At 68.6% G+C, this 16,946-nt stretch carries 15 protein-coding genes; 8 read left to right on the top strand and 7 right to left on the bottom strand.

The window, feature by feature from the left end; all coding sequences use genetic code 11:
• Positions 1 to 94 precede the first annotated feature (94 nt).
• The 4 genes from VEC03_RS00395 to VEC03_RS00380 all read right to left on the bottom strand — a co-directional run bounded on the left by VEC03_RS00395 (position 95) and on the right by VEC03_RS00380 (position 3,440).
• Positions 95 to 2,197, bottom strand: a complete 2,103-nt coding sequence (locus VEC03_RS00395) for a sodium:solute symporter family protein (RefSeq protein WP_324912142.1) — start codon at positions 2,195 to 2,197, stop codon at positions 95 to 97.
• A 3-nt stretch (positions 2,198 to 2,200) separates the two neighbouring features.
• Positions 2,201 to 2,458, bottom strand: a complete 258-nt coding sequence (locus VEC03_RS00390) for a DUF4212 domain-containing protein (RefSeq protein WP_324912141.1) — start codon at positions 2,456 to 2,458, stop codon at positions 2,201 to 2,203.
• Positions 2,459 to 2,565: 107 nt separating this feature from the next.
• Positions 2,566 to 3,102, bottom strand: coding sequence for a tetratricopeptide repeat protein (locus VEC03_RS00385; protein ID WP_324912140.1), 537 nt, complete (start codon positions 3,100 to 3,102; stop codon positions 2,566 to 2,568).
• A 38-nt stretch (positions 3,103 to 3,140) separates the two neighbouring features.
• Positions 3,141 to 3,440 (bottom strand): hypothetical protein, encoded by a 300-nt coding sequence (locus VEC03_RS00380; RefSeq protein WP_324912139.1) that lies wholly within the window; start codon positions 3,438 to 3,440, stop codon positions 3,141 to 3,143.
• A gap of 190 nt (positions 3,441 to 3,630) precedes the next feature.
• Between VEC03_RS00380 and VEC03_RS00375 the strand changes: the two genes are divergently transcribed.
• Positions 3,631 to 4,119: a hypothetical protein gene (locus tag VEC03_RS00375; protein ID WP_324912138.1), complete on the top strand. Its 489-nt coding sequence runs from the start codon at positions 3,631 to 3,633 to the stop codon at positions 4,117 to 4,119.
• A gap of 2 nt (positions 4,120 to 4,121) precedes the next feature.
• Here the strand turns inward: VEC03_RS00375 and VEC03_RS00370 are convergent, their stop codons facing one another.
• Both VEC03_RS00370 and ppsA read right to left on the bottom strand, forming a co-directional pair.
• Positions 4,122 to 6,179 carry a VC_2705 family sodium/solute symporter gene (locus VEC03_RS00370; RefSeq protein WP_324912137.1) on the bottom strand — a complete coding sequence of 686 codons (2,058 nt, stop codon included), beginning with the start codon at positions 6,177 to 6,179 and terminating at the stop codon, positions 4,122 to 4,124.
• 68 nt (positions 6,180 to 6,247) lie between these two features.
• Positions 6,248 to 8,641, bottom strand: coding sequence for a phosphoenolpyruvate synthase (ppsA, locus tag VEC03_RS00365; RefSeq protein ID WP_324912136.1), 2,394 nt, complete (start codon positions 8,639 to 8,641; stop codon positions 6,248 to 6,250).
• A 190-nt stretch (positions 8,642 to 8,831) separates the two neighbouring features.
• Between ppsA and ppsR the strand changes: the two genes are divergently transcribed.
• Positions 8,832 to 9,653 carry a posphoenolpyruvate synthetase regulatory kinase/phosphorylase PpsR gene (gene ppsR / locus VEC03_RS00360; RefSeq protein ID WP_324912180.1) on the top strand — a complete coding sequence of 274 codons (822 nt, stop codon included), beginning with the start codon at positions 8,832 to 8,834 and terminating at the stop codon, positions 9,651 to 9,653.
• A gap of 5 nt (positions 9,654 to 9,658) precedes the next feature.
• Here ppsR and VEC03_RS00355 read toward each other — a convergent pair whose 3' ends face one another.
• Positions 9,659 to 10,075 carry a hypothetical protein gene (locus tag VEC03_RS00355; protein WP_324912135.1) on the bottom strand — a complete coding sequence of 139 codons (417 nt, stop codon included), beginning with the start codon at positions 10,073 to 10,075 and terminating at the stop codon, positions 9,659 to 9,661.
• A 211-nt stretch (positions 10,076 to 10,286) separates the two neighbouring features.
• On the opposite strand from VEC03_RS00355, the gene ahpC reads away from it, so the two are divergent.
• From ahpC to VEC03_RS00325, 6 genes are all read left to right on the top strand, one after another.
• Positions 10,287 to 10,859: an alkyl hydroperoxide reductase subunit C gene (gene ahpC, locus VEC03_RS00350; protein WP_324912134.1), complete on the top strand. Its 573-nt coding sequence runs from the start codon at positions 10,287 to 10,289 to the stop codon at positions 10,857 to 10,859.
• A gap of 126 nt (positions 10,860 to 10,985) precedes the next feature.
• A complete protein-coding gene (gene ahpF, locus VEC03_RS00345; RefSeq protein WP_324912133.1) occupies positions 10,986 to 12,593 on the top strand; it encodes an alkyl hydroperoxide reductase subunit F in 1,608 nt (535 codons plus the stop codon).
• 105 nt (positions 12,594 to 12,698) lie between these two features.
• Positions 12,699 to 13,175: a bacterioferritin gene (gene bfr, locus VEC03_RS00340; protein ID WP_324912132.1), complete on the top strand. Its 477-nt coding sequence runs from the start codon at positions 12,699 to 12,701 to the stop codon at positions 13,173 to 13,175.
• Between the two features lie 230 nt (positions 13,176 to 13,405).
• Positions 13,406 to 15,637, top strand: a complete 2,232-nt coding sequence (locus VEC03_RS00335) for a TonB-dependent receptor (RefSeq protein WP_414708436.1) — start codon at positions 13,406 to 13,408, stop codon at positions 15,635 to 15,637.
• Between the two features lie 8 nt (positions 15,638 to 15,645).
• Complete coding sequence (locus VEC03_RS00330; protein WP_324912131.1) at positions 15,646 to 16,332, top strand: Fe2+-dependent dioxygenase; 687 nt, start codon at positions 15,646 to 15,648, stop codon at positions 16,330 to 16,332.
• A partial coding sequence (locus VEC03_RS00325; RefSeq protein ID WP_324912130.1) for an alpha-hydroxy acid oxidase occupies positions 16,329 to 16,946 on the top strand: 618 nt, incomplete at its 3' end. The genes VEC03_RS00330 and VEC03_RS00325, both read left to right, overlap by 4 nt.

Below are 16,946 nucleotides of genomic sequence, written 5' to 3'. Positions count from 1 at the left end.
GAGGCACGATGGCCGAGCCTGCCAGCGTGCCTCCCATGAAATCAAAAAAGGCCCCACGGCGGCACCGCGGGGCCTTGCATGCCGTCTATGCGGCTCAGGCGCGAACCAGGTTCGGGTACCGGACGTGCTCGACCAGTTCCTGCACCTTGGCGGTGGGCGCCGGCGTCAGCAGGCTGACGATGACGATGGTGGCAAAGCCCAGCGGCACGCCGAAGACGCCGGCGGCGATCGGCGAGATGCCCCACCAGATGTTGTCGGCGATCGGCGAGGTCACGCCGAACACGCTGCGCAGCCAGGGCTGGGTGGTCGCCATGTAGTAGAACGTGATGCCCAGGCCCACGATCATGCCGGCCACGGCGCCGAGGCTGGAAGCGCGCTTCCAGAAGATGCCCAGCACCAGCGCCGGGAAGAACGCCGAGGCTGCGAACGAGAACGCCGCGGAGACCAGGAACAGGATGTCGGCCGGTTTCTGCGAGGCCACGAAGGCCGCCGCCAGGGCCACCACCAGCAGGAGGATCTTGGACAACATCACCCGGCGCGCGGTCGGGGCGTTGGGGTCGATCATCTTGTAATAGAGGTCATGGCTCAGCGCGTTGGCGATGGTGAGCAGCAGGCCGTCGGCGGTGGACAACGCGGCGGCCAGGCCACCGGCCGCGACCAGGCCCGAGATCACGTACGGCAGGCCGCCGATGGCCGGGGTGGCCAGCACCACGATGTCACCGCCGATCTTGATCTCGCCGAGCTGCAGCAGGCCGTCCTTGTTCACGTCCGTCACCGACAGCAGCGCCGGGTCGACCTTGTTCCAGGCCGATATCCAGTACGGCAGGCTGTCGAACGATGCGCCCACCACCGCGCTGAACATCTCGTACTTCACCAGCACGGCGAGGGCCGGCGCGGTGAAGTACAGCAGGAAGATGAAGAACAGCGACCAGGTGACCGACTGCCGCGCCTCCTTCACGCTGGGCGTGGTGTAGTACCGCATCAGGATGTGCGGCAAGGCGGCGGTGCCCACCATCAGGCAGAAGATCAGCGCGAGGAAGTTGCGTCTCGAGTTGTCGAAGGTGGCGCGTGCCGCCGGATCGCCATTGGGGTCGCCCGTGTAGATCTGGCCGTGGCGCGGCATGCCCGCCAGCGGCTTGTTGCCCGCCTCCGCTGCCGTCTTGGCCGCCGTCCAGGCCTTCACGGCCGCCGCTTCGTCCTTGGGCACCGCGGCCAGTTCCTTCTCGGCGGCCGCGAGCTGGCTCGCCAGCGCGTTGCTCGCCTTCAGGTCGGCCACCTTCTTCTCGGCGGCTGCCCGGTCCGCTGCGAGGGCCGCCTTCGGATCCTTGATCTTTTCGCCCAGCGCGGCCGCCCGCTCGCCGAAGACCTTGCGGACCTCCAGTTCCTTGGGATCCTTGATCAGCTTCTCCTCGAGCGCGGTGACCTTCTCCATCTGGTAGCCGTAGACGAGCTGCGGGATCGGGACGCCGGTCTGCTTCACCGACAGCCAGACCACCGGGATCATGTAGGCGATGATCAGGATGATGTACTGGGCGACCTGGGTCCAGGTCACCGCGCGCATCCCGCCGAGGAAGGAGCACACCAGGATGCCGCCCAGGCCGAGGAAGACCCCGATCTCGAAGGCCACGCCGGTCAGCCGGCTGGTGATGATGCCCACGCCGTAGATCTGCGACACCACGTAGGTGAACGAGCAGAGGATGGCTGCGACGATGCCGAGGAACCGGGGCACGTTGCCGCCATAGCGCTCACCCAGGAAGTCCGGGATGGTGAACTGTCCGAACTTGCGCAGGTAGGGCGCCAGGAACAGCGCCACCAGCACGTAGCCGCCCGTCCACCCCATGATGAACGCCAGGCCGCTGTAGCCGGTGAGGTACAGCGTGCCGGCCATGCCGATGAAGGAGGCGGCGGACATCCAGTCGGCGCCGGTGGCCATGCCGTTGTAGACGGCGGGCACGCGCCGGCCGGCCACGTAGTACTCGGCCGCGTCGGTCGTCCGGCTCATGATGCCGATGCCGGCATACAGCGCGATGGTGGCCATCAGGAAGATGAAGCCGATCCAGTCCCGGTTCAGGCCCAGCTGCTCCAGGATGGCGAGGATCACCACGAAGGCGATGAAGCCCCCCGTGTAGAACCCGTAGACCTTGTTGAGCTGCTTGCGGAAGGCGGCGTTGGCGCCCGCAGTGGTGGTGGTAGCCATGGCCTATTCCTCCTCCGCGACGCCGTATTCCTCGTCCAGCTTGCCCATGTAGTGCGCGTAGTAGCCGATGAGGGCCACGTACACGACCAGCGCACCCTGTGCGCCCATCCAGAAGCTGAATGGCCAGCCGAAGAAATGGAAGTTGAGGTCGCGGGCGAAGTACGCCACGACGTAGGTGACGACGAACCAGATCGCCAGCAGGATGCCGGTGATCCTCAGGTTCTTTCGCCAGTACTCCTTGTGCTTCTCGGTGAGCTGCATGCTCTTGTCTCCTTGTGGACCCTCCGGTCCTGCGCTTCTGCCAACGCCTGCGGCCCCGCCACCGGCTCGCGCCGGCGGCCTTGCAACCGGGCCGCCCAGGTGGCCTCTCAGCTGGCGGGCGAGGCGAGCAGGCCCGTCTCGCGCTCCAGCTGGGCGGCCACTTTCGGCTCGAACCGGCTGAGGTGGCGGATGATCCGCAGTGCCTCGTCAGGTTCCTGCCGATCCACATGGACCCGGGCCAGCTGGTACCAGCCGTAGGGACTCATGGGCTGCAATTGGGTGTTGCGCTTGAGCGCGTCGACGGCTTCGTCGAGGCGCCCCAGCCTGATCAGGCAAAGGCCCAGGCCGTACCACGCGCGGTCCAGCGAGGGCCGCAGTTCGACCGTGCGGCGGAATGCGGCTTCGGCCTCGGCATAGCGCTCGCTGGCTTCCAGCAGGAAGCCGTAGTTGAACCAGTGGGTGCCGTCATCGGGATGAAGGGCCAGCAACTGCTCGGTGGTGGCCAGGGCCGCCTGCGTCGCGCCGGACTGCGCCTGCAGGCTGGCGATGCTGGCCAGCGCATACGCGTCCCCGGGGAATTCGGCCAGCATCGACTGGAACACCCGCAGCGCCGGCTCGCGACGGCCGAACACCAGCAGGGCCATCGCCCGCAACCTGAATCCGCGCCAGCGCAGGCGCCGCGTCAGCCCTTGCACAGATCCACCCCGATGCGCACGCAGATGTCGATCTTGGTGATGGTCGCAACCAGCCAGACGAAGGACAGGAGCAGGAAGGCCACCACCGGCAGGTGGCGGTCCAGCACCAGCTTCGGCGACACGAGCCGCGCGCCGCGCAGCAGCGGGCGGGTCAGCACCTGGAACAGCTGGTAGAACGGGTTCTGTTCCCGCTTGGGGCCGGCCAGCAAGGCCAGCACCCCCTGCCCCAGCAGGCACAGCAGCGCGATTTCGGCGAGCAGCTTGAGGATCTCGACCAGCAGCAGCAAGGGCTTCCTCCGTGAACGGCGGTGCCATGCTTTTTGGGCGCGCTTACGGTCGCCTTACAGGCCGGCTCGCAGGCCCTAGGGATTTCCCGCGGATCGCCACTCGGCCGGCATGGATTGGTGCATGTCCCGACGCATGGCCAAGCTCGGCAGGCCTATGCTGTGCCGACCGACACATCACTGGAGTAGCTGGATGGTCCAGAAGGTTGCGGTCTATCGGAAGTCGGCCAAGGGCGTCGAAGCACTCGCCAAGCGCGATCCGTCCCTGGGCATGCGGCTGCGCTCGCTGCTGATCCTCGTCGACGGCAAGCGCGACGTCGACGAACTGGCCCGGATGTCCGCAACGCCGGCCGAACTGCAGCAGTCGTTCGCGCAACTGCTCGCGCTCGGGATGATCGAACCCCTGCCGCCCCCGGCCACCGCGCCTACGGGAACACCCGCGGCAGCGGTCGCACCGGCCCGCATCGTGACCCTGGTGGAAGCCCAGCGTGCGGCCGTGCGCGGCCTGACGAACCTGCTCGGACCGACGGCGGACGACCTGTGCCTGCGCATCGAGAGTGCGCGGACCGCGCAGGAGCTGCTGGCGGTGATCAAGCGCGCGGAGATTGCGGTGCGATCGGCGCGCGGCGCGCAGGCTGCCGCCACCTTCATGGCGGACATGCAGGCCCACCGGCCGGGCTGAGGTCAGGCCGGCACGAGCCGGCGCCGGCCGGCGAGGCTGCCGAGCACCGTCACGGCCGTTCCCAGGCCGACACCGAACACCCCGGCGCAGACCGGCAGGATGCCGAACCAGCGCGGCCCCTGCCCGGCCAGGCCCAAGGCGTCGCGAACCGGTTCGGCATTGGCCACCATGTAGTACACGGTGACGCCGAAGCCCACGGCCATGCCGGCGACCGCGCCGGCCCGGGTCGTCCCGCGCCAGAAGATTCCCAGCACCAGCGCCGGCACGAAGATCGACGCCGCCAGCGAGAACGAGGCCGAGACCAGCGGCAGGATGTCCGACGGCTTGAGCGAAGCGACCAGGGCTGCCAAAAGGGCCACGGCCAGGAGCGTGAACTTGGACAGGATCACGCGCTGCTCCGGCGTCATGTGCGGGCCCAGGTCATGGCCGTACAGGTCGCGCACCATGGCGTTGCTGATGGTCAGCAACAGGCCGTCGGCGGTGGACAGGGCCGCGGCCAGTCCGCCTGCCGCCACCAGTCCCGAGACGATGTAGGGCAGCCCGCCGATCTCGGGCGTGGCGAGCATGATGATGTCGGCGCCCAGCCGGATCTCGCCGAACTGCACGCGCCCGTCGCCATTGACGTCGGTCACCGAGGCCAGGGACGGATCCACCCGGGCCCACTGCAGGATCCACGCCGGCAGGGCATCGAAGCGGCTGCCCACCAAGTGCTGCATGACCTCGAACTTCACCAGCACCGCCAGCGCCGGCACGCTCAGGTAGAGCAGCAGGATGAAGAACAGCGCCCAGCACACCGAGGTCCGGGCCTGCGCCACGGTGGGCGTCGTGTAGAAGCGCGTGAGCAGGTGCGGCAGTCCGGCCGTGCCCGCCATAAGGCAGAACACCAGCGCGAGGAAGTTCAGGCGCGAGGCTTCGAATTCCGCCTGCTGCGCGGGGGTGCCGTCCGGGTCGCCGGCGAAGGGGCGCGCATGCGGCGGCAGGCCGGTGAGCGGGCGCGCGCGCTCCAGGTTCTCCTGCAGGGCGCGCGTCCACAGCTCGCGCGCGGCCGCCGGATCGCGCGGCAACGCGGCAAGCTCGCGGTGGGCGGCGACGATGCGCTCGGAGGCGGCGTCCTGGGCCTTGAGCCGACGGATGCGCTGTCGCGCCTCGACGCGCTCGCGCTCCAGCGAGCCCTCGACGTCGGCCAGCCATTCGCGATAGCGCTGCGCGCGGCGCAGGTATTCGGCCTGCACCTCCTTCTCGGCCGGCGAAGCCACCAGTTCCCGTTCGATCTCGCCGATGCGCTGCAGCTGGCTGCCGTAGACCAGCGGTGCGAACGGATTGGCCACCTGCTTGTACGCCAGCCAGGACACCGGGATCAGGAAGGCCAGCAGCAGGATCACGTACTGCGCCACCTGGGTCCAGGTGACCGCCCGCATGCCGCCCAGGAAGGAGCACAGCAGCACGCCGCCCAGCCCCAGCAGGATGCCGATCTCGAACTGCACGCCGGTCAGGCGCGACGCGATCAGGCCGATGCCGTAGATCTGGGCGACCACATAGGTGAAGGAGCAGACGATGGCACCCAGCGCGGCGAGCCGCCGCGGCCACTCGCCGCCATAGCGCTGGTGGAAGAAGTCGGGCAGCGTGTACAGCTCCATCGCCCGCAGGTAGGGCGCCACCAGCAGCGCCACCAGGCAGAAGCCGCCGGTCCACCCCAGCACGTAGGCCAGCCCGCCGGGATGGCCGGGGGTCCCGCCGAAGCCTTGCAGGTAGAGGCCGCCCGCCAGGCCGATGAACGAGGCGGCACTCATCCAGTCGGCGGCAGCCGCCATGCCGTTGTACATGGGCGGGATGCGGCGGCCCGCGACGTAGTACTCGTGCGCCTGGCTGGTCCGGCCCCACACGCCGATGGCGGCGTACAGCATCACGGTGGCGAACAGCAGGAAGGGGCCCAGCCAGTGGCGCGACAGCCCCTGCTGCTCGGCCCAGGCGAGCAGCAGCAGCACGGTGCACAGCCCCAGCACGTAAGAGGCCAGGATGCGCGCCAGGCTGCGCTCGTATTGCCGGTCCCGCTGCGCCATGCGATGAGCCCCTCCTCGCCGGCCCCATCATCGCACTGCAGGGCTGGCCGACGCCAGCGGGCCGGGCCTCAGCGCGCGGCCAGCTGTTGCCAGGTCGCGATCACGCTGTCGGGATTGAGCGAAATCGACGCGATGCCCTCGGCCGCCAGCCACTGGGCGAAGTCGGGGTGGTCGCTGGGGCCCTGGCCACAGATGCCGACGTACTTGCCCTGGGCGCGGCAGGCGCCGATGGCCCGCGAGAGCAGCGCCTTCACGGCTGGATCGCGCTCGTCGAACTCGGCCGCCAGCAGCTCCAGGCCGGAATCGCGGTCCAGGCCGAGCGTGAGCTGGGTCAGGTCGTTGGAGCCGATCGAGAAGCCGTCGAAGAACTCCAGGAACTGCTCGGCGAGGAGCGCGTTGCTGGGGATCTCGCACATCATGATCACCTTCAGGTCGTTCTCGCCGCGGCGCAGGCCCTGGCGGGCCAGCAGCTCGGTCACGCCGCGCGCCTCGCCGAGCGTGCGCACGAAGGGCACCATGACCTGCACGTTGGTCAGCCCCATCTCCTCGCGCACGCGCCGCAGGGCCTCGCACTCCATCCGGAAGGCTTCCTGGAAGGCGCCGCTGATGTAGCGGGCCGCGCCGCGGAAGCCCAGCATCGGGTTCTCTTCCTCCGGCTCGTAGCGGCTGCCGCCGATCAGCTTGCGGTACTCGTTGCTCTTGAAGTCCGACAGCCGCACGATCACCGGCTTGGGCCAGAACGCGGCGGCGATCGTGGCCACGCCCTCGGCCACCTTGTCGACGTAGAACGCGCGCGGCGACGCATGGCCGCGGGCCACCGACTCCACCGCCTTCTTCAGGTCGGCATCCACGTTGGGATAGTCGAGGATGGCCTTGGGGTGCACGCCGATGTTGTTGTTGATGATGAACTCCAGCCGCGCCAGGCCCACGCCCTCGTTGGGGAGCTGGGCGAAGTCGAAGGCCAGCTGCGGGTTGCCCACGTTCATCATGATCTTGGTGGCGACCGGCGGCATCTCGCCGCGCTGCACCTCGGTCACCTCGGTCTCCAGCAGGCCGTCGTAGATGTGGCCGGTGTCGCCCTCGGCGCAGCTCACGGTCACAAGGGTTCCGTCCTTGAGCAGCTCGGTGGCGTCGCCGCAGCCCACGACGGCGGGAATGCCCAGCTCGCGCGCGATGATGGCGGCGTGGCAGGTGCGGCCGCCGCGGTTGGTGACGATGGCGCTGGCGCGCTTCATCACCGGCTCCCAGTTGGGGTCGGTCATGTCGGTCACCAGCACGTCGCCCGGCTGCACCCGCTCCATCTCGGCCGGGCCGTGCACCAGGCGCACCGGACCGGTGCCGACCTTCTGGCCGATGGCACGGCCCTCGGCCAGCACGTTGCCCTTGCCCTTGAGCTTGTAGCGGGTCTCGGTCTTGCCCTGCTGCTGGCTCTTCACCGTCTCGGGTCGCGCCTGCAGGATGTAGAGCTGGCCGTCCTCGCCGTCCTTGCCCCACTCGATGTCCATGGGGCGGCCGTAGTGCTCCTCGATCACCAGCGCGTACCGCGCCAGCTGCTCGACCTCGGCGTCGGTCAGCGAATAGCGGTTGCGCTGCTCGAGCGGCACCTCCACCGTCTTGACCAGCTTGCCGTCCTGCGCCTTCTCCTGCGGCGTCGAGAACACCATCTGGATCAGCTTGGAGCCCAGGTTGCGGCGGATCACGGCACGCTTGCCCGCGCGCAGCATGGGCTTGTGCACATAGAACTCGTCCGGGTTGACGGCGCCCTGCACCACCGTCTCGCCCAGCCCGTAGCTGGCCGTGACGAAGACGACGTCCGGGAAGCCGGACTCGGTGTCGATGGTGAACAGCACGCCGGCGGCGCCCAGGTCGGAACGCACCATGCGCTGCACGCCCGCCGACAGCGCCACGTTCGAGTGGGCGAAGCCCTTGTGCACGCGGTAGCTGATGGCGCGGTCGTTGTAGAGCGAGGCGAACACCTCCTTGATCTTGTCCAGCACGTGCTCGATGCCGTGCACGTTCAGGAAGGTTTCCTGCTGGCCGGCGAAGGAGGCATCCGGCAGGTCCTCGGCCGTGGCCGACGAGCGCACGGCGAAGCTGGCGTCGGCATTGCCGGCGGACAGGCGGGTGAATTCCTCGCGGATCGCCTTGTCCAACCCGGCCGGGAACGGCTGCTCCATCACCCAGCGCCGGATCTCCGCGCCGGCCGTGGCCAGGGCGCGCACGTCCTCGGTGTCCAGGGCGTCGAGGCGGGCCTGGATGCGGTCGGCCAGGCCGCCGTAGGCCAGGAATTCGCGGAACGCGTGGGCGGTGGTGGCGAAGCCGGTGGGGACACGCACCCCCTGCGGCAGCTGGGAGATCATCTCGCCGAGGCTGGCGTTCTTGCCGCCGACCACCTCGACGTCGGTCATCCTCAGGTTCTCGAAGGGTACGACCAGGGCGGCCGGATCAAAGCGTGCAGACATGGAAAAGCTCCGGAAGTTGAAATCGGGTCTGCGCTCCAGCGGCGCGCGCGGGCGTGTCCGGCGAGTCGGCTTTGTAGGGCTTGTAATGGGCCTGATCGCGTCATGACATGCGGCGGATAATTGCCGGCCATTGTAGGCACCCCGCCCCCTCCGGGGCCGTGCGCCCGGCCCGAAAGCACCGATGTCCAACCTGCACACACGCACCGTCTTCTTCATCTCGGACGGCACCGGCATCACGGCCGAAACCTTCGGCAACGCCATCCTCGCGCAGTTCGAATTCCGGCCCCGGCACGTGCGCCTGCCCTTCGTCGACACCGTCGACAAGGCGCACCAGGCCGTGCGTCAGGTCAACCACGTGGCCGAGCTGGAGGGCCGCCGCCCGCTGGTCTTCACCACGCTCGTGAACGTGGAGATCCTGCAGGTCATCGAGGAAGGCTGCCGCGGGATGCTGCTCGACATGTTCGGCACCTTCGTGCGCCCGCTGGAGATCGAGCTGGGGATGAAGTCCAACCACCGCGTGGGGCGGTTCTCGGACATCAGCAAGAGCAAGGCCTACCACGACCGCATCGAGGCGATCAACTACAGCCTGGCGCACGACGACGGCCAGAGCCACCGCGACCTGGAGCACGCCGACGTGGTGCTCGTGGGCGTCAGCCGCAGCGGCAAGACGCCGACCTCGCTGTACCTGGCGATGCAGCACGGCCTGAAGGCGGCCAACTACCCCCTGATCCCCGAGGACTTCGATCGCAGGCAACTGCCCGCCGCGCTGGTGCCGCATCGGCGCAAGCTGTTCGGGCTGACCATCCAGCCCGAGCGGCTGGCCGAGATCCGCAACGAGCGGCGGCCCAATTCACGCTACGCCTCGCTGGAGAACTGCCGCATGGAGGTGGCCGAGGCGGAAGCCATGATGCGCCGCGCGGGCATCCGCTGGCTGTCGACGACGACCAAGTCGATCGAGGAGATCGCGACCACCATCCTGCAGGAGATCCAGCCCGGACGGCTGGAGTACTGAGGCGGTCAGGCCAGGCTGGTGATCACCCAGCGATGCTGGCAACGCCGGCAGCAGACCTCGGCCTCGTCGCCGCCCGTCCGGGGCGACACCACCTTGAAACGGCCGTATTCGCCGCAATCTTGGCATTGGGCCTGGTTGGCCACGATCTCGGCGCGCGTCAGCAGGAACAGGTACCGCCTGAGCGCCCACGCACCGATGGCGGCGGACAGCAGGACGTAGACGAGGTTGGCCAGCTGGTCGGCGGTGGCTGCGCCACGGGAGGCCTCGAGGGCAGCGAACACCGCGACCAGGCTCAGGAAAGCCAGCACCAGGTGCGCGTGGCTCGACAGCAGTTCACGCTCATACCACTTGCGGAAACCGGCGCGGCTGAAGGCTTCGGCCAGGCCGCGCGGCAAGGGAGCGGGGCGCAGGAGGTTCTTCATCGCTGGATCCTCATACGGGCGGCGCGGGCGCGCTGCCGGCAGACGGAGTGTGGGTCCGTCGGACGCGGATGTCACTGGGCCGGCCCACCCTCTGAATAGATAAATGGCATTGGCGGCATTGCCCCAATAAATTGGATCAATAGGAACCCCGCGCCTAACCTACGGGTCTCACAGGCATCCACAACGCAACAGCAAAAGGAGTTAGCAACCCATGTCCCTGATCAACACCCAGATCACCCCCTTCCAGGCCACCGCGTACCACAACGGCAAGTTCGTGCCGGTGTCGGACGAGAGCTTCAAGGGCAAGTGGTCCGTGGTCGTGTTCTACCCGGCCGACTTCACCTTCGTCTGCCCGACCGAACTGGGCGACCTGGCCGATCACTACGCCGAATTCCAGAAGCTGGGCGCCGAGGTGTACGGCGTGTCCACCGACACCCACTTCACCCACAAGGCCTGGCACGACACGTCGGACACCATCAAGAAGGTCAAGTACCCGCTGATCGGCGACCCCAGCCACCAGCTGGCCCGCTTCTTCGACGTGCTGATCACCGAGGGCGAGGACACCGGCCTGGCGCTGCGCGGCACCTTCATCCTGGACCCGGAAGGCCGCATCAAGACCGTCGAGGTGCATGACAACGGCATCGGCCGCGACGCCACCGAGACGCTGCGCCGCCTGAAGGCCGCCCAGTACATCGCCGCCCACCCGGGCGAGGTCTGCCCGGCCAAGTGGAGCGAAGGCGCCGAGACGCTGAAGCCCTCGCTGGACCTGGTCGGAAAAATCTGACCCACCCCGAAGCGGGCGCTACGCGCGCCCGCCTCCCCTCAAGGGGCACACCAGCGGCCCGGCAAAGCCGGTTCCGCGGTGTCCCGAACTGTCCCATCCACACCGCTGACACTCGGAGGAGGAGCCGTGCTCGACACCCAACTGAAGGCCCAGCTGGCCGCCTACATGGAACGCATTTCGCAGCCGGTGGAGATCACCGCGCTGCTGGACGACACGCCCGCCTCGCGCGAGATGCAGGCGCTGCTGCGCGACGTCGCGGAGACGTCGCCGCTGGTCCGCGTGAGCGAGACGACGCAGGCACAGGGGCCGCATCGCACGCCCTCCTTCTCGATCAACCGCCCCGGCGAAAGCCACGGGCCGCGCTTTGCCGGCCTGCCGATGGGCCATGAGTTCACCTCGCTGGTGCTGGCGTTGCTGCAGGTCGGCGGCTACCCGCCCAAGGTGGAGCAGGACGTGCTGGAGCAGATCCGCGCGATCGACACCGACCTGGAATTCGAGGTCTACGTCTCGCTGACCTGCCACAACTGCCCGGACGTGGTGCAGGCGTTGAACCTGATGGCGGTGCAGAACCCGCGCATCAAGGCGACCATGATCGAGGGCGGCCTGTTCCAGGACGAGATCGAGCAGCGCCAGGTGATGGGCGTGCCGACCGTCTTCCTGAACGGGACGATGTTCGGCACCGGCCGCATGAGCCTGGAGGAGATCCTGGCCAAGGTCGACACCGGCGGCGCCCAGCGCGAAGCGAGGAAGATCGCGGCCAAGGACCCGTTCGACGTGCTGATCGTCGGTGGCGGACCGGCCGGCGCCGCCGCGGCGGTGTACGCCGCGCGCAAGGGCATCCGCACCGGCATCGCCTCCGAGCGCTTCGGCGGCCAGGTGCTGGACACGCTGGGCATCGAGAACTTCGTGTCGGTCAAGGAAACCGAGGGACCGAAGTTCGCGCTGGCGCTGGAGGAGCACGTGCGCCACTACGACGTGGACATCATGAACCTGCAGCGGGCGAAGTCGCTCAAGCGCGATGCGGACCTGATGGAGGTGCAGCTGGAAAACGGTGCCTCGCTCAAGAGCCGCACGGTCATCCTGAGCACCGGCGCGCGCTGGCGCCAGCTGGGGGTGCCGGGCGAACAGCAGTACCGCAACAAGGGCGTGGCCTACTGCCCGCACTGCGACGGGCCCCTGTTCAAGGGCAAGCGCGTGGCGGTGATCGGCGGCGGCAACTCCGGCGTGGAAGCGGCCATCGACCTGGCCGGGATCGTCGGCCATGTGACGCTGATCGAGTTCGGCGAGCAACTGCGCGCCGACGCGGTGCTGCAACGCAAGCTGGCCAGCCTGCCGAACGTGACCACGCTGGTGAACGCGCAAACCACCGAAATCACGGGCGACGGCCAGCGGGTGAACGGCCTGGTCTACAAGGACCGCGCGAGCGGCCAGGAACATCGCGTCGAGCTGGAAGGCGTGTTCGTGCAGATCGGCCTGGTGCCCAACACCGAGTGGCTCAAGGGCACGCTGGAACTGTCGAAGCACGGCGAGATCGTCGTGGATGCGCGCGGGCAGACCTCGATGCCCGGCGTGTTCGCCGCGGGCGATGCCACCACCGTCCCGTTCAAGCAGATCATCATTGCCGCGGGCGATGGCGCCAAGGCCGCGCTGGCCGCGTTCGACCACCTGATCCGCACCTCGGCACCGGCCGATGCAGCGGCGCAAGAGAAGACTGCCGAGCCCGTACCTGCCTGAACGCGAATGCTTCTTGCGTGCAGGCACAGGCCTTCATGGGGGCATGTGCCGCGCGCTGCGATTCGGGCGAGAATGCCCGCATCGCAGCCCGCAAGGAGAACAACAATGCAAGGCAACCCGCAAGTCCTGCAGCAGTTGCAGGCACAGCTGAAGAACGAGCTGACGGCGACCAACCAGTACTTCCTGCACTACCGCATCCTCAAGCACTGGGGGTTCGAGCGGCTGGCGAAGAAGGAGTACGAGGAATCGATCGGCGAGATGAAGCACGCCGACCGCCTGATCGAGCGCATCCTGGTGCTGGAGGGGCTGCCGAACCTGCAGGACCTGGGCAAGCTGCTGGTGGGTGAGGACATCCCGGAAATCCTCGACTGCGACCTGCAAAGCGAACGCGGCGCCCAGGCCACCGTCAAGGAAGGCATCGCGGCCTGCGAGGCCGCACAGGACTACGTCTCCCGCGAGATCCTCACGGACATCCTGGAGGACACCGAGGAACACATCGACTGGCTCGAGACGCAGATCGAGCTGCTCGACAAGGTCGGGCTGCAGAACTACCTGCAGTCGCAGATGGGCGAGGGCAGCTAGTCCCCGGGGCGCCGTTCGCGCCCTGCCTTCTCGATCCTCGACATGCAACACGGGCCCCTCGGGGCCCGTTTCTTTTCAGGCGCTTCTTATCCAGTCTTAATGCGACCGATTCGCATTTGCGATACACTCGGCAGCACCGCACTTTTCATCCATCGGCCAGCCAGCCGCGCGCCAGCCAGCCTCGTCGTCGAACCGGCCCCCCGGGGCCGCCCTCGTTGGAGGTTTACCTGGTGTCATCCGAAACGCGGCCGTCGAGCACGGCCTGTCCCGCCGATCCCGCATCGGTTCCCGCTCCCCTGCTGCCCCTGGGCGCGCTGCTGCTGGCGGCGTCCTGCAACGGCCTGGCACAGACCGCTCCGCCTGCATCGAACGATGCGAACCGCGCCTTGCGCGAGATGGTGGTGCGCGAGATGCCCGACGCAGCGACCGGCAAGCAGACCCTTCGCGCCACCACCACCAGCATCGGCAAGGGCAAGCAGGCGATCCGCGACATCCCGCAGTCGGTGACCGTGCAGACCGAGCGGCTGATGGACGACCGCAACCTCGACGACTTCCGCGAGGTGCTGCGGACCACGGCCGGCGTCACCTTCCAGGCCGGCGAGACCGGCGAAGAGGACGTGCGCATGCGCGGCTTCTCGCTGCAGCAGGCGGGCGACATCTTCACCGACGGCCTGCGCGACGGCGCGCTGTACGAGCGCGACACCTTCAACTTCGACCGCATCGAGGTCCTCAAGGGATCGGCCTCCATGCTGTTCGGCAAAGGCTCCACCGGCGGCATCGTCAACCAGGTGAGCAAGCAGCCATTCCTCATGGACCAGCACGAGGTGGACTACACCCTCGGCACCGGAAACCTGCACCGCCTCACCGGCGACTTCAACTTCCACACGGGCCAGGACGCGGCCTTCCGCCTGAACGCGATGGCGCACGATGCCGACAACTGGGGGGCGAAGCAGCGCAAGGTCGGCCTCGCGCCGACCTTCCGCTGGGGCATAGGCACGCGCGACGAGTTCTCGGTCGGCCTGTACCACCTGGACATCGAAGGGCGGCCCCTCTACAACCACCCCTGGTTCCTGAGCAACGGCACCCAGGGCACGATCATCCCTTCGCTGCCGGCCCGCAATTTCTACGGCCTGGCCAACGACCACCTGGACACCAGCGCGACCTACGGGACCCTCAGCCACATCCATCGCTTCGACCACGAGGGCGAGCTGAAGACCGTGCTGCGCCACGGGCGCTTCAAGCGCGACCTGCTGGCGAGCGTGATCCGGTTCGCGCCCGGCACCACGCAGGCCAACCTCGATGGCAGCACGGTGCTCACCCGCTCGGCCAAGGGCCGCATCGGCATCAGCGACCTGACGCAGCTGACCAGCGACTACGCCGGCAACTTCCAGTGGGGTGGACGCCGGCACGAGTTGCTCGCGGGCATCGACTACTACCAGGACGACGCCCGGCGCAACAACAACTTCGTCGCCGGCCTGGCGCCCGCGCCGACCACCACGGTCGGCACCCCCAACGACGGCGCGACCCGTCCGGACACCCGCGGTCCGGTGCCCTTCAGCACCTTCGATGCCCGCAACATCGGCCTGTACGTGCAGGACACGGTGTCCATCACGCCGACGGTCAAGCTGCTCGGCGGCCTGCGCTTCGACCGCTTCACCGCGTCCTACCGCGACCCCGCCGGCGTGCAGACGGACGCCCGCGGCGAGAGCCTGTGGTCGCCGCGCGTGGGGCTGCTGTACCAGCCCAGCGAACTAGCCTCGTACTACGCCTCGTTCGGCACCTCCTACAACACCTCGGGCGACACCTACCAGTTCAGCCCCAATCCCACCGGCAACCCGCAACTGGCCCAGACGCCGGCCGAGAAGAGCCGCAACTTCGAGGTCGGCGGCAAGTGGGAACTGTTCGAACGGCGCGCGCTGCTCGGCGTGGCCTTCTTCTACAGCGAGAAATACAACGAGCGCAACACCGACCCGCTGGTCAACCAGATCCTGCTGTCCGGCAAGCGCCACGCCGCCGGCATGGAGTTCAACCTGGCCGGCCGCTTCACGCCCAAGTGGGAGGTGTTCTTCAACCACACCTGGATCCCGCGCGCCAGGATCGACGAAAGCCTCCAGCCGCTGGCCGCCAACGGCGGTGGCGCCCAGGTGCAGGGCGACCGCCCCGCACTGACCCCGCGCCACAGTGGCAGCCTCTGGACCACCTACCGCGTGCTGCCGCAGCTGCGTCTCGGCCTGGGGCTGAACTGGCGCGGCTCGCAGAACCCCGAGGGCAATCGCGCGGTCACGGCCGACGGGTTCGTCACCGCCGATGCGATGGCCGAATACATGATCAACGAGCAGTGGACGGCCAAGCTGAACGTCACCAACCTGGCGGACAAGCTGTATGCCGACACGCTGTACCGCGGCTTCTTCACCCCGGGCTCGCCGCGGCGGGTGGAACTGACGCTCAAGACGATGTTCTGAACGCCCCCATGCTGCTGCACCTGAAGAAGATCCTCACGGCCGACGAAGTGGCGAGGGCGCGCACCCTGCTGGGGCCCGACGCGCCCTGGATCGACGGGGGCAGCAGCGCGGGCGCGCAGGCGGTCTCGCGCAAGAACAACGAGCAGCTCGCACAGGACAGTGCCGCCGCCGCGCAGTTGCGCGAGATGGTGCTTGCGGCCCTGCAGCGCGACCCGCTCTTCTTCTCCGCGGCGCTGCCGCGCAGGATCTTCAATCCGCTCTTCAACCGCTACAGCGGCGGCAACAATCATTACGGCGAACACATCGACGGCGCCGTGCTGCGATCGCACCACCCGCCCCAGTGGGTGCGCACCGACCTGTCCTGCACCCTGTTCCTCGCCGATCCCGACGAGTACGACGGCGGCGAGCTGGTGATCCGCGAGCCCCAGGGCGAGCGCCGGCTCCGGTTGCCGGCGGGCGACATGGTGCTGTACCCCGGCACGACGCTGCACGAGGTCACGCCCGTCACGCGCGGCGCGCGCATCGCGAGCTTCTTCTGGGTGGAGAGCATGGTGCGCAGCGGCGAGCAGCGGCGCCTGCTGTTCGAGATGGACATGGCGCTGCTCAAGCTGCGCGCGCGCGAGGGCGAGGATCCGGCGCTCGTGCAGCTCACGGGCACTTACCACAACCTGCTGCGCATGTGGGCCGACACGTGAAGGCGCAACCCCTGCCGCCGGACATCGTGGGCCTGGAAGACCACCGGCGACGCGCGCTGGCGCGGCTCGACGCGAACGCCCAGGCCTACCTGGAGAGCGTCGCCGGCGACGGCCTCACGGCGAGCGCCAACCGGGCCGCATGGGACGGCTTGCGCCTGTGGCCGCGCGTGCTGCGGCCGCTGGCCGGCCTCGACACCCGCGTGCAGCTGCTGGGCCGCCAGCTCGCGCACCCGATCCTGCTGGCCCCGCTCGCCTACCAGCGCCTGTTCGACGAGGATGGCGAACTGGCCAGCGCGGTCGCCGCGTCGGCCCAGGGGGCCGGCTACGTGCTGAGCACCTTGTCCAGCGTGCCGATGGAGATCGTCGCGCAAGCGGTGCTCGGCGATGCCGGCCGCGGCCCGCTGTGGTTGCAGCTCTATTGGCAGGGCGACCGGTCCCGCACCCACGCGCTGGTGCAGCGCGCGGAGGCCGCGGGGTACGAGGCCCTCGTGCTGACGGTGGACGCCCCCGTGAACGGCGTGCGCGATGGCGAGCGGCGCGCCGGGTTCCAGTTGCCCCAGGGCATCCGGGCGGTCCACGTGCAGGCCGCACCGGCCCAGCCGTTCCCGGCCCTG

It is taken from the genome of Ramlibacter sp. (assembly GCF_035627355.1).
Taxonomy (GTDB): Bacteria; Pseudomonadota; Gammaproteobacteria; order Burkholderiales; family Burkholderiaceae_C; genus Ramlibacter.
This window is presented reverse-complemented; position numbering and strand designations above follow the sequence as displayed.

What these genes read in the sequence shown, in the direction of transcription:
- VEC03_RS00370 (WP_324912137.1), bottom strand. Translation starts at nt 6,179, where the DNA reads ATGGCGCAGCGGGACCGGCAATACGAGCGCAGCCTGGCGCGCATCCTG.
- VEC03_RS00330 (WP_324912131.1), top strand. Translation starts at nt 15,646, where the DNA reads ATGCTGCTGCACCTGAAGAAGATCCTCACGGCCGACGAAGTGGCGAGG.
- VEC03_RS00375 (WP_324912138.1), top strand. Translation starts at nt 3,631, where the DNA reads ATGGTCCAGAAGGTTGCGGTCTATCGGAAGTCGGCCAAGGGCGTCGAA.
- VEC03_RS00390 (WP_324912141.1), bottom strand. Translation starts at nt 2,458, where the DNA reads ATGCAGCTCACCGAGAAGCACAAGGAGTACTGGCGAAAGAACCTGAGG.
- VEC03_RS00355 (WP_324912135.1), bottom strand. Translation starts at nt 10,075, where the DNA reads ATGAAGAACCTCCTGCGCCCCGCTCCCTTGCCGCGCGGCCTGGCCGAA.
- VEC03_RS00395 (WP_324912142.1), bottom strand. Translation starts at nt 2,197, where the DNA reads ATGGCTACCACCACCACTGCGGGCGCCAACGCCGCCTTCCGCAAGCAG.
- ppsA (WP_324912136.1), bottom strand. Translation starts at nt 8,641, where the DNA reads ATGTCTGCACGCTTTGATCCGGCCGCCCTGGTCGTACCCTTCGAGAAC.
- VEC03_RS00385 (WP_324912140.1), bottom strand. Translation starts at nt 3,102, where the DNA reads ATGGCCCTGCTGGTGTTCGGCCGTCGCGAGCCGGCGCTGCGGGTGTTC.
- bfr (WP_324912132.1), top strand. Translation starts at nt 12,699, where the DNA reads ATGCAAGGCAACCCGCAAGTCCTGCAGCAGTTGCAGGCACAGCTGAAG.
- ahpC (WP_324912134.1), top strand. Translation starts at nt 10,287, where the DNA reads ATGTCCCTGATCAACACCCAGATCACCCCCTTCCAGGCCACCGCGTAC.